The 12715-nt window shown below is 62.1% G+C and carries 6 protein-coding genes; 5 read left to right on the top strand and 1 reads right to left on the bottom strand.

What is annotated here, in order from left to right; all coding sequences use genetic code 11:
* Positions 1–18 precede the first annotated feature (18 nt).
* From eprS to JFT58_RS29135, 3 genes are all read left to right on the top strand, one after another.
* Positions 19–2976, top strand: coding sequence for an autotransporter serine peptidase EprS (eprS, locus tag JFT58_RS29145; RefSeq protein ID WP_054898110.1), 2958 nt, complete (start codon positions 19–21; stop codon positions 2974–2976).
* A gap of 188 nt (positions 2977–3164) precedes the next feature.
* Complete coding sequence (locus tag JFT58_RS29140; RefSeq protein ID WP_054898111.1) at positions 3165–6272, top strand: autotransporter serine protease; 3108 nt, start codon at positions 3165–3167, stop codon at positions 6270–6272.
* 192 nt (positions 6273–6464) lie between these two features.
* Entirely contained in the window at positions 6465–7889 is a 1425-nt protein-coding gene (locus tag JFT58_RS29135) for a polyurethane esterase (protein ID WP_054898112.1), read from the top strand.
* Positions 7890–8009: 120 nt separating this feature from the next.
* Here JFT58_RS29135 and JFT58_RS29130 read toward each other — a convergent pair whose 3' ends face one another.
* Complete coding sequence (locus JFT58_RS29130) at positions 8010–8234, bottom strand: YgdI/YgdR family lipoprotein (RefSeq protein WP_054898113.1); 225 nt, start codon at positions 8232–8234, stop codon at positions 8010–8012.
* 189 nt (positions 8235–8423) lie between these two features.
* Between JFT58_RS29130 and JFT58_RS29125 the strand changes: the two genes are divergently transcribed.
* A complete protein-coding gene (locus JFT58_RS29125; protein ID WP_054898114.1) occupies positions 8424–10070 on the top strand; it encodes a VRR-NUC domain-containing protein in 1647 nt (548 codons plus the stop codon).
* Positions 10067–12322 (top strand): ATP-dependent DNA helicase, encoded by a 2256-nt coding sequence (locus JFT58_RS29120; protein WP_198834841.1) that lies wholly within the window; start codon positions 10067–10069, stop codon positions 12320–12322. The genes JFT58_RS29125 and JFT58_RS29120 overlap by 4 nt, the downstream gene beginning before the upstream one ends.
* Positions 12323–12715: the final 393 nt, after the last annotated feature.

Genomic DNA, 12715 nt, shown 5'->3' with positions numbered 1-12715 from the left:
ATAATAGGGAGTGTGCACATGATCACCGATTCACCGCGTTTCAAACCCTTCACCGCAGGTTCCTTGCTCTTGCTGTCCGTTGCGGCACAGGCGCAATACACCGAGACCGGCCAGCCGGGTAACCCCGCCAGTTGGCGCTCGGCCGAGTACCAGAGCGACTGGGGCCTGGGCCGCATGAAAGCCGATGAAGCCTACGCCGCCGGGATCAGCGGCCAAGGCGTGAAAATCGGCGCGCTGGACTCAGGGTTCGATGCCAATCACCCCGAAGCCTCCAAAGACCGTTTCCACCCGGTCACCGCCACGGGCACCTATGTCGATGGCAGCGTCTTCAGCACCACGGGCGCGCTCAACCCGAACAATGATTCCCACGGCACCCACGTCACCGGCACCATGGGCGCCGCCCGCGACGGCGTGGGCATGCATGGCGTGGCCTACAACGCGCAAGTTTTTGTGGGCAACACCAACGCCAACGACAGCTTCCTGTTCGGCCCCACCCCTGACCCCAAATACTTCAAGACCGTGTACACCGCTTTGGTGGACTCCGGCGTGCGCGCCATCAACAACAGCTGGGGCAGCCAGCCCAAGGACGTCAGTTACCAGACTCTGGATAACATGCACGCGGCGTACGCCCAGCATTACAACCGTGGCACCTGGCTGGACGCGGCAGCGGACGTGGCCAAGGCTGGCGTGATCAATGTGTTCAGCGCCGGCAACAGCGGCTATGCCAACGCGAGCGTGCGCTCGGCCTTGCCGTATTTCCAGCCGGAACTGGAAGGCCACTGGCTTGCCGTGTCCGGGTTGGATAAGGCCAATAACCAGAAATACAACAAATGCGGCGTCGCCAAGTACTGGTGTATTTCTACCCCCGGCGCGCTGATCAACAGCACCATTCCTGACGGGGGTTATGGGGTCAAGTCCGGCACCTCGATGGCAGCGCCCCATGCCACCGGCGCGTTGGCGCTGGTGATGGAACGTTATCCCTACATGACCAACGAGCAAGCCTTGCAGGTGCTGCTGACCACCGCCACGCAGCTCGACGGCTCGATCACCCAGGCGCCCAATGCGATTGTCGGCTGGGGTGTGCCTGACCTGGGCCGGGCGATGCATGGCCCTGGGCAATTGCTCGGGCCTATGGAGGTGAACCTGGCCGCCGGGCAGGGCGATGTGTGGAGCAATGGCATCTCCGACCAGGCGCTGCTTCAGCGCCAGGCCGAGGACCGCGCCGAACACACTGCCTGGCAGCAAACCCTGATCGACAAGGGCTGGCAAAACGGCGTCGGCGCGACTGCCAGCCAGCAGGACCAGACCGACTACGCCATCGGCAACGCCCGCGACCAGGCCGCCGCCAACCGCGTGTACGAGGGCAGCCTGGTCAAGGCCGGTGCCGGCAGCCTGGTGCTCAGCGGCGACAGCACCTATCGCGGCGCGACCCTCGTCAACGGCGGTCTGCTGGCCGTCAATGGCTCGCTGGCTTCGGCAGTGACGGTGAATGACAGCGGCACCCTCGGCGGTTCCGGGCGTATTGCCGCGTTGTCTGTAAACAACGGCGGCCGTGTGGCCCCGGGCAATTCCGTGGGCACCTTGCAAGTGGCAGGGGACGTAAACCTCGGCGCCGGCTCTACCTATGCAGTGGAGCTGACGCCCACCAGCAGTGACCGCATTGTTGCCGGCGGCCAGGCGGTTCTGGGCGGCGGCACGGTCACGCTGGCGCTGGAAAACAGCCCGACCTTGCTCAGCCAGAGCCAGGCCCAAAGCCTGATTGGCCGGCAGTACTCGATTCTCGAGGCGGCGGGCGGTATCCAGGGCCAGTTCGGGCAAGTGCTGCCCAACTACCTGTTCCTCGGTGGCACCCTCGACTACGCCGCCAATGCCGTGCAACTGAATGTTGGGCGCAATGGCGCCAGCTTCGCCAGCGTCGGCGCCACCCGCAACCAGCGCAACGTTGCGGCGGCCGCCGAGCAATTGGGCGCTGGCAACCCGGTGTATGAAAGCCTGCTGCAGTCGCAGTCAGCCGCCACCGCCCAGCAGGGTTTGCAGCAACTGTCCGGGGAAATCTACCCCGCCGTGGGTGCGATGCTGATCAACGACAGCCTGCAACTGCGTAATGCCGTGGGCGAGCGCCTGCGCCATGTGCCAGTGACCGGTGAAAGCAACCTGTGGTTCAAGGCGCTGGGCGCCTGGGGCAAGACCGACAGCCGCACTGAAACGGCGGGTTCCACCACCTCCATCGGTGGCCTGTTGGCGGGCGTGGATGGCGCGCTGGATGAGCAGACCCGCGTGGGTGTGGTCGCCGGCTACAGCGACAGCTCGCTGAATATGGGCAGCGGTACCCATTCATCGGCGTCCATCGACAGCTACCACTTTGGCGCGTACGCCGGGCACGAGCTGGGTGACTGGCGCCTGAGCGTCGGCGGTGCCTACAGCTGGCATCGCGGCGACGTGAAGCGCGACCTGCAATGGGGTGATGTCAGCGGCAAGCAAAAAACCAAGCTGGACGCGACCACGGCGCAGGTCTTCACCGAAGCCGCGTACCGCATCCGCCTGCAGGCGGTGGCCCTGGAGCCGTTCGCCAACCTGGCCTATGTGCATCTGAACAGCGAGTCCTTCCACGAAAAAGGCGACGCCGCTGCCCTGGAACGCGGCAGCGACCGGCGTGATGCAGTGCTCAGCACCCTTGGCGTGCGTGCCCTGAAAACCCTGGCCCTCAATGACCACCAGCAACTGGACCTGTCCGGTTCGTTGGGCTGGCAACACAGCCTGACGGCGGTGGAGTCAGAGGAGCACCTGGCGTTTGTCGCCGGCGGGCCTTCATTTGCGGTGCGCAGTGCACCGTTGCTGCGCGATGCCGTCCTGGTGGGCGTGCAGGCCAGCCTGGCGCTGAATGCATCGACACGGGTCAACCTGGATTACAACGGCCAATTGGGTGGGCGCGCGAAAACCCAGGGCGTGGGTTTGAGCCTGAACTGGCAGTTCTGAAGACACCGCGAACCTGATCGTTCCCACGCTCCGCTGATCGTTAACGCCTCTTGTAACGCTCCGCGTCACGCTTTGGGACGCAGAGCGTCCGGGGCCGCATTCCCACGCGGAGCGTGGGAACGATCAGCGGCGGTGTTCTGGAGAAAGTGATTTACACACGTGCAATAAGAAAACTAAGGAAGGTCACCGTGAAAAAACGCAAGTCAGGGTTAACTACCGCCATCCACACAGGCCCGGGCTATCCGCTCAAGGCGCTGAGCTGCGTGCCATACGGCGCGTTGCTGTGTTGCCTGGCAAGCCTGGGGACCGCCCAGGCTGCACCCTATGTGGAAACCGGCAAACTGGGCGACGCCGCCAGCTGGCGCAGCAATGAGTTCAAGGCCGACTGGGGCCTGGGCGCCGTGCACGCCGACACCGCCTATGCGGCCGGCTATACCGGCAAAGGCGTCAAGCTGGGGATCTTCGACCAGCCGGTGTATGCGCCACATCCGGAATTCGCCAGCCCCAACAAAGTGGTGACCATTGTCACCGAGGGCATCCGCCAATACACCGACCCGTATATCCCGGTGAAGGCCGGAGATGCTTTCCGCTACGACGGCACTCCGTCCCTGGGCTCCAATGGCAAGCTGGGCAACCACGGCACGCATGTCGGCGGGATTGCTGCGGGTAACCGCGATGGCGGGCCGATGCATGGCGTGGCGTTCAATGCGCAAATCATCAGTGCCGAAAACGGTGACCCGGGCCCGGAAGACGGAATTATCCTGGGCAACGATGGCGCGGTGTACAAAGCCGGTTGGGATGCGCTGGTTGCCAGCGGCGCTCGCATCATCAACAACAGCTGGGGTATTGGCATCGGTGATCAGTACGCCAAGGGCGGGCGCGATCCGGCGTTTCCCAATTTCACCGTCAACGAAGCCCAGGCGCAATTCAATACCATTCGACCGATCCTCGGCACAATCGCAGGGGGGGCTTATCAAGGCGCCATCGATGCGGCCCGCAGCGGTGTGCTGACCATCTTCGCCGCGGGTAATGACTACAACCGTAACAACCCGGATGCCATTTCCGGACTGGCGTACTTTGTGCCGGAGATTGCCCCGAACTGGCTGTCGGTGGCCGCGTTGCAGCAAAACCCGGACACCGCAAGTGCCAACCCCTATGTGATCAGCACCTTCTCGTCGCGCTGTGGCTATGCGGCAAGCTTTTGCGTATCGGCGCCCGGCACCAAGATCTACAGCTCGATCATCAACGGCACCAACCTGGACAACCTCACCAACGACTACGCCAACTTCAACGGCACATCCATGGCCGCGCCTCACGTAGCCGGCAGCGCAGCGGTGCTGATGGAACGCTTCCAGTACATGAGCGGCGACCAGATCTCCACCGTGCTCAAGACCACCGCCACCGACCTCGGCGCGCCGGGCATCGACTCCCTCTATGGCTGGGGCATGATCAACCTGGGAAAGGCGGTCAACGGCCCAGGGATGTTTATCACCGCCGAGGATATCCCGGCCGAGTTCCGTATCGACGGCGCCTACGGCAGCGGCCAGTTCGTGGCGGACCTGCCGGGCGTCGGCGCGGTGGTGGATGCCGGCAAACCCACCCAGCGTGTGTGCGATGACTTGCACTGCGGGCGGGATGTGTGGAGCAACGACATCTCGGGCCATGGCGGCCTGACCAAGCAGGGCATCGGTACCTTGGTGCTCACCGGCGCCAACACCTACAGCGGGCCGACGCTGGTCAACCAGGGCTTGCTGGCGATCAACGGTTCGGTCACCTCCGACGTCACTGTGAGCCAGAGCGGCGTGGTCGGTGGTTCGGGGCGTATCGGTTCGCTGAGCGCGAAAAGCGGCGGTACTGTGGCACCGGGCAATTCCATTGGCACCTTGAACGTGGCGGGCAACGTCAACTTTGAACCGGGCTCGACCTATGCGGTAGAACTGTCGCCCACCAGCAGCGATCGTATCGTCGCGGGCGGCACGGCCACCCTCAACGGCGGCACCGTGACCCTGGCCCTGGAAAACAGCCCGACCTTGTTGAGCGCGCCCCAGGCCCAAAGTCTGATCGGCCGCCAATACAACATCCTGCAAGCGGCAGGTGGCGTCACCGGCAGCTTCGCGGCAGTGGTTCCCAACTACCTGTTTGTCGGCGGTACCTTGAACTATGCCGCCAACGGCGTGCAGCTGGATGTGGCACGCACCAACAGCTTCGCCAGTGTGGCCGCCACGCCGAACCAGCGCGCCGTGGCCGCAGCCGTCGAGCAATTGGGCGCGGGCAACGGTGTGTATGAAAGCCTGCTGCTGGCACCTACGGCCGCTTCGGCCCAGGGCGCGTTTCAGCAACTGAGTGGGGAAGTCTACCCAGCGCTGGAAACCGCACTCGTCAATGACAGCCGCTACGTACGCGAAGCGGTGGGCGAGCGTCTGCGCAATGGCGAGATGGGCGCTACCAGCCAAGCCATCGACAGCCGTGGCAACGTGTGGGTCAAGGCATTGGGCGCATGGGGCAAGACCGACAGCCGCAACGACACGGCGGGCTACACCACCTCTATCGGCGGCATGCTCGCCGGTGTGGACGGCGCCGTCGATGAGGCCACACGCATTGGCCTGGTGGCCGGTTACAGCGACACGTCGTTGAACATGGGCAGCGGCACCCACAGCCGCGCCTCGGTCGACAGCTACCATTTCGGCGCCTATGCCGGGCATGAAATCGGCGCCTGGCGCCTGAGTGGCGGCGCGACCTACAGCTGGCACCGCGCCGATGTCAAACGCGACCTGCAATACGGCGATGTCAGCGGCAAGCAAAAAGCCAAGGTCGATGCCCACAGTACCCAGGTGTTCACGGAAGCGGCGTACCGCATCAACCTGCAACCACTGGCCCTGGAGCCGTTCGCCAACCTGGCCTACGTGCACCTGGCAACTGACAGCTTCAAAGAGAAGGGCGACGCCGCCGCGCTGAGAAGTGGCGACGACAGCCGTGACCTGGTGCTCAGCACCCTGGGTATGCGGGCCTTGAAGACCCTCAATATCAACGACCATCAGCAACTGGAAGTCTCCGGCACCCTGGGCTGGCAGCACAACCTGAGCAGCACCGATTCGGAGCAGCACCTGGCGTTTGCCTCGGGCGGCCCTTCGTTCACGGTGGAAAGTGCGCCGATGGTGCGCGATGCGGCGTTGGTCGGGGCACGGGTCAGCCTGGCATTGAGCAAGGATGCGCGGGTGAACTTCGATTACAACGGCCTGCTGGCCAGCAAGGAGAAGGTGCACGGTGTCGGCTTGAGCCTGGATTGGGCGTTCTAAAGGCCAGGTGCAGTTGGTTGTGGCGAGGGAGCTTGCTCCCGCTCGGGTGCGCAGCGCCCGCAAGTTTTTGGGGCCGCTGCGCAGCCCAGCGGGAGCAAGCTCCCTCGCCACACAAGCTCGCTCCTACAGGTGGTAACGGATAACAGGTGTTTTGGCTTTCTCTACAAATCCAACAACAGAGAGGCACTACCAATGGGTATCTTTGACTATAAAAACCTCGGTACCGAGGACTCCAAGGCGTTGTTCGCCGATGCCATGGCGATCACGCTGTATTCCTACCACAACCTGGATAACGGCTTTGCCGTCGGCTACCAGAACAATGGCCTCGGGCTGGGGTTACCGGCCACCCTGGTCAGCGCGCTGATTGGCGGCAGCAATGCCCAAGGGGTCATCCCCGGGATCCCCTGGAACCCCGACTCGGAAAAAGCCGCCCTTGAGGCGGTGCAAGCAGCCGGCTGGACGCCCATCAGCGCCAGTACCCTGGGCTATAGCGGCAAGGTCGATGCACGCGGCACCTACTTTGGCGAAAAATTCGGCTACGGCACGGCGCAGGCCGAGGTGCTGGGCAAGTACGATGACGCTGGCAAGCTGCTGGAAATCGGCATCAGTTTCCGCGGCACTTCAGGGCCTCGGGAAAGTGTGATCACCGACTCCATCGGCGATGTGATCAACGACCTGCTCGCCGCCTTCGGGCCCAAGGATTATGCCAAGAACTACGCGGGGGAGGCTTTTGGCGGGTTGCTCAAGAACGTGGCGGACTACGCCACTGCCCAGGGCCTGGGCGGCAATGACGTAGTGGTCAGCGGCCACAGCCTGGGCGGCATGGCGGTCAACAGCATGGCCGACTTGAGCGACAGTACTTGGTCGGGGTTCTATAAAGACGCCAATTACGTGGCCTACGCATCGCCGACCCAGAGCGCCGGCGACAAGGTGCTTAACGTCGGTTATGAAAACGATCCAGTATTCCGAGCCCTGGATGGCTCGTCATTCAACCTGTCGTCCCTGGGCGTGCACGACAAGGCCCACGAATCGAGCACTGACAACATTGTCAGTTTCAACGATCACTACGCCTCATCCCTGTGGAACGTGCTGCCGTTTTCCATCCTCAACCTGCCCACTTGGGTTTCGCACTTGCCCACCGGTTACGGTGACGGCATGACCCGTATCCTCGACTCGGGGTTCTACGAACAGATGACCCGCGACTCCACGGTGATCGTCGCCAACCTGTCCGACCCGGCACGGGCCACCACCTGGGTGCAAGACCTCAACCGCAATGCCGAGGCGCACAAGGGCAATACCTTCATCATCGGCAGCGACGGCGACGACTTGATCAAAGGCGGCAGGGGCGCGGACTTTATAGAAGGTGGCAAGGGCAATGACACCATCCGTGACAGCAGCGGGCACAACACGTTTTTGTTCAGCGGGCAGTTTGGCAATGACCGGGTGATTGGCTACCAGGCGACGGACAAGCTGGTGTTCAACGACGTGGCGGGCAGCACCGATTACCGCGATCACGTCAAGGTGGTGGGCGGGGATACAGTCATTGGCTTTGGGACGGATTCGGTGACGCTGGTGGGTGTGAGCAGTCTGTCGGGGGAGGGGATAGTCATCAGCTAACGCATTCGGTGTGGGAGCTGGCTTGCCTGCGATGGCGGCGGTCGAGACAGCCATGCGGTGACTGAAAAATCGCTATCGCAGGCAAGCCAGCTCCCACATTTGATGGGTTTTGCTAGATGATCATTTTTCCTTACGCACCGTGGCCACATCATCGGCCTTGATACGAATACGCTTGCCGGCAATATCGGTGAACTCGTAGAAGCCGTCGGCGGTCTTGGCGTTGGGCGTGTCCTTGGTCAAATACTGCGTGCCGTTCTGCAAGGTCACCACGGTTTGCGTGGAGCAACCGGCCAATACCAGAAAAAGGAGTGCAACCAGTGGCAGACCCAAATTCTTCATGTTCATAACCCTTACCTTTAACCCTGAAAAGTCCCGCAGCGTCTGCTTGCGGGGCCATAAATATTACGCGATCAACCCACTCATCAGATTGTTTTTTTGCAAAAAGTTGCAGGCGCCATTTATCTATTACTGATTGCAACAACGGCTTTGCCCCGGCACTCTGTATGCATAACCAGTATTTGATTGCATTGCACCATGGCCAACCCCCTCGAAGACCCCTTGTATTACCTGCATAACTTCCGCCAAGTGCTGGTTTGGTTGGGGCAACGCTACGCCGATTTGCTCAATGCGCACGAACAGCAATTCATTCAGCAATTTGACAGGTTGCCCCAGGCCTCCCAGGCGTTGTTGGTGCGCATGGTGATGCGCAAGGGCGTGCATTTTCGCGCCACTAAACTCCATTACCTGGAAATCGGTTGCCCCCATGCGGCGGCGGGGCCATTGCGTGAGCTGGGATGGGTGGAGGATCAAAGCCCGCTGCCGTTTGCCACCCTGTTCGCGCTGCTGCAAAAGAGTGAATTGCTCGGCGCCTTCAAGCCCTGGATCGATCAACCCAAGGGTAACAAGGCCGATTGGCTTGAACCTTTGGCCGCGCAATTTACCGAGCCGCGCAGCTTTGCCCAGTGGTGCCCCGACGTGGACGACGCGCTCTACAGCCTGACGGTAATGGAGTTGTGTGATCGCCTGCGCCTGATGTTCTTCGGCAATCTGCACCAGGACTGGTCGGAATTCGTGCTGGCAGACCTGGGCATCTACACCTATGAAAAAGTCGAGTTCTGCGCCGAGTCGCGTGGGTTACGCAGCCGTGAGGATGTGCACGGGTTTCTATTCCTGCACCAGTGCCAGCAAGCCTTTGAAGCCGGTGACGCGCTGGATACGGTGTTGGCTCAGGTCGCCACGTTGTGTACCGACAACCCCTGGCTGGAAAAGCGCCGCGCCAAGCTGTTGTTCCAGATCGGCCAGTATTGCGAACGCTGCGCCGAGCTGGCGCTGGCCGAACAGATTTACCGCGGTTGCACGCACCCCGGTGCCCGGGCGCGGCTGATTCGCGTACTGGAGCGCCAGGAGGATTACGCCCAAGCCATGGCCCTGGCGACCGAGGCACAACAGGCCCCACACAGCGCCGCCGAACACCAACAGCTGCTAAGGGTGGTGCCGCGCCTGCGGCGCAAACTTGGCGGGCCGGCGCTGCCCAGGGCCAAGCCCCAAGCGGTGGCGCGCCTGGACCTGGCACTGATGCAGGAGCCGCTGCTGTCGGTGGAGTCCTGTGTGCTGGCGCACCTGAGCGAACCGGATGCGCCCGTGCATTACGTCGAGAATGGCCTGATCAATTCGCTGTTCGGCTTGCTGTGCTGGGAGGCGATTTTCGCCCCGCTGCCGGGGGCGTTCTTCCACCCGTTCCAGCGCGGGCCGGCGGACTTGCACAGCGAGGACTTTTATCAACGCCGAGAAGCCTTGTTTGCCGCATGCTTTGCACAACTGGAGGATGGTCGCTACAAGGCTAGCATCCGCCAACGCTATGTAGAGAAATGGGGCATTCAGTCGCCTTTTGTGTTCTGGAACCTTCTCAGCGAAGAACTGCTGGAGCAAGCCCTGGCCTGCCTGCCCGCCGAACACTTGCGCCATTGGTTTACGCGCCTGTTGCAGGATATCCGTGCCAACCGGGCCGGGATGCCGGACCTTATCCAGTTCTGGCCCGCACAAAATACCTATCGCATGATCGAGGTCAAAGGCCCCGGCGACCGTCTGCAAGACAACCAGTTGCGTTGGCTGCAATTCTGCGGCGAGCACCAGATGCCAGTCACCGTCTGTTACGTGCGCTGGGCGGAGCAACCCGCTTGAGTTACAGCTTGGCCGTGCGGGCGTTGTGTGAGTTCACGGCCAAGGTCGGTGACCTCGACCTGCGCTTTACGCCGTCGCCCAGTGCCCAGGAAGGCATCGTCGGCCATCGCACGGTAGCGTCACGGCGCAATGCGCACTACCAGAATGAAGTGGCGCTTGAAGGCGAGTACCAGCAACTCAAAGTACGGGGCAGGGCGGACGGCTATGACCCGGACAGCAACCGCCTCGAAGAGGTGAAGACCTACCGCGGCGACCTCGCTGCCCAGCCCGCCAACCATCGGCAACTGCACTGGGCCCAGGTCAAAGTGTATGGCTGGCTGATGTGCCAGAAGCTCGGGCTCAGTGAGATCGACCTGGCGCTGGTGTACTTCGATATCGTCGGCGAAGGCGAAACCGTGCTCAACCAGCGATTCGATGCGCCAGACCTTGAGCAGTTCTTCAAGCAACAATGCGCGCTGTTCCTGGACTGGGCCCGGCAGGAGATGCAGCACCGCGCGGCACGCAACGCTGGCGCGCAGAGCCTGGCATTTCCCCATGCCGACTTCCGTACCGGGCAGCGCACCTTGGCCGAGTCGGTCTACAAAGCGGTGTGTACCGGCCGGTGCCTGATGGCCCAGGCGCCCACCGGCATTGGCAAGACCATCGGCACTATCTTCCCGCAGCTCAAGGCCTTGGCGCCGCAGCAACTGGACAAGGTGTTCTTCCTCACCGCCAAGACGCCCGGGCGCAAGCTGGCCCTGGATGCTGCGCAGGTGTTGTACGACAGCAGCCCCGAGCTGTCACTGCGTGTGCTTGAACTGGTGGCCCGGGACAAGGCGTGCGAACACCTGGACAAAGCCTGCCACGGTGATTCCTGCCCGTTGGCCAAGGGCTTTTACGACCGCCTGCCTGCCGCCCGCCAGGCCGCGTCCCAGGTGCGCCTGCTCGATCAACGCAGCCTGCGCAACGTGGCGCTGGCTCATCAGGTTTGCCCGTACTATTTGAGCCAGGAAATGGCGCGCTGGAGCGACCTGATCGTCGCCGACTACAACTATTACTTCGACTTTGGCGCGATGTTGTTCGGCCTCACCCAGCTCAACCAATGGCAGGTCTCGGTGCTGGTGGATGAAGCCCACAACCTGGTCGAGCGAGCCCGCTCGATGTACAGCGCCAGCCTGGATCAATACAGCCTCAAGACCGTGCGCGACAGCGCACCCGAGGCGCTGAAAAAACCCTTGCAGCGCCTCAACCGTGGGTGGAACGCGTTGCACAAGGATCAACTGGCGCCTTATCAGGCCTACGCCGCCAAACCCGACAAACTGCTCCAGGCCCTGAGCCTGTGCACCAGCGCCATGGGCGATTACTTCAACGATCACCCCGATGCCCTCACCGGTGACCTGCAAGCCTTCTACTTCGACGCGCTGCAATGGGCCAAAGTGGCGGAGCTGTTTAACGAGCACTTTATTTTCGATATCACTAAGCGCTCGTTCACCGCCAAGCGCAGCAGCTCGACCCTGTGCCTGCGCAACGTGGTACCGGCCGAGTTCATCCGGCCCAGGCTTACGGCTGCGCGCAGCAGTGTGTTGTTTTCCGCGACCTTGAGCCCACGGCACTATTACGCCGATTTGCTGGGCCTGCCAGCGGACACCGCCTGGGTCGACGTTGAATCACCGTTCAAGGCCGAGCAGTTGCAGGTGAGCATCGTTGAGCGGATCTCCACGCGGTTCGTGCATCGCCAGGCATCGCTGGAACCCATCGTGGCATTGATCGCCCAGCAGTTCGCCGCGCAACCGGGTAACTATCTGGCGTTTTTCTCCAGCTTCGATTACCTGCAACAGGTCGCGCAGCTACTGGCTGAGCGACACCCACAGATTGCGCTGTGGCTGCAATCGCGGGGCATGGTCGAGGCCGAGCGTCAGGCCTTTCTCGACCAGTTCACCCCACACAGCCAGGGCATCGGCTTTGCGGTACTGGGCGGAGCATTCGGCGAAGGCATCGACTTGCCCGGCGCGCGCTTGATCGGCGCGTTTATCGCCACCCTGGGCCTGCCCCAGCTCAACCCGGTGAACGAGCAGATGAAACAGCGCATGGGCGCAATTTTTGGCGCGGGGTACGACTACACGTATCTGTACCCGGGTATTCAAAAAGTCGTGCAGGCGGCGGGGAGGGTGATTCGCAGCCAACAGGATCGGGGGGTGGTGATGTTGATTGATGATCGGTTTGGGGAGCAGCGGGTGCGGCAGTTGTTGCCCAAATGGTGGACACTTAAATGATGGTTCACACCCTGCGCAATCACTCATTCAAGTCTACGGCGCCCGCCCGAGTGAAACTGGTCGAAATCACGTAATTACGAAGTGTGCTGTTGGCGCTATCAAACGCCTGAATCCGGGCATTGGCTACTGTCAGAATTAACAGGTACCGATCCAGGTGCATCCTGCACTACCTGTTAATTCTGACAGTAGGCACGCCGCGATTTCAGGCGTTTGATAGTGGTAAGCCAACAGCGCACGACCGTGAGGATTCTCGCCATGCCCAAGATCAAAACACTTGACCCCCTCTTGCCGCCCATCGTTGTTCCGCTGATGGAACCGGCCATTGATGGTGATATCGAAGGGGCGCATGGCGGTATCGGCCTGCGGCATACCGAGGTGCCGTTGGTGGTCTAC

This window comes from Pseudomonas sp. MF6767 (assembly GCF_016405475.1).
Taxonomy (GTDB): Bacteria; Pseudomonadota; Gammaproteobacteria; order Pseudomonadales; family Pseudomonadaceae; genus Aquipseudomonas; species Aquipseudomonas paracarnis.
This window is presented reverse-complemented; position numbering and strand designations above follow the sequence as displayed.

Bases quoted from the DNA above. Each gene is read 5' to 3' on its own strand.
- JFT58_RS29130 (WP_054898113.1), bottom strand. From the start codon at position 8,234: ATGAACATGAAGAATTTGGGTCTGCCACTGGTTGCACTCCTTTTTCTG.
- JFT58_RS29135 (WP_054898112.1), top strand. From the start codon at position 6,465: ATGGGTATCTTTGACTATAAAAACCTCGGTACCGAGGACTCCAAGGCG.
- JFT58_RS29125 (WP_054898114.1), top strand. From the start codon at position 8,424: ATGGCCAACCCCCTCGAAGACCCCTTGTATTACCTGCATAACTTCCGC.
- eprS (WP_054898110.1), top strand. From the start codon at position 19: ATGATCACCGATTCACCGCGTTTCAAACCCTTCACCGCAGGTTCCTTG.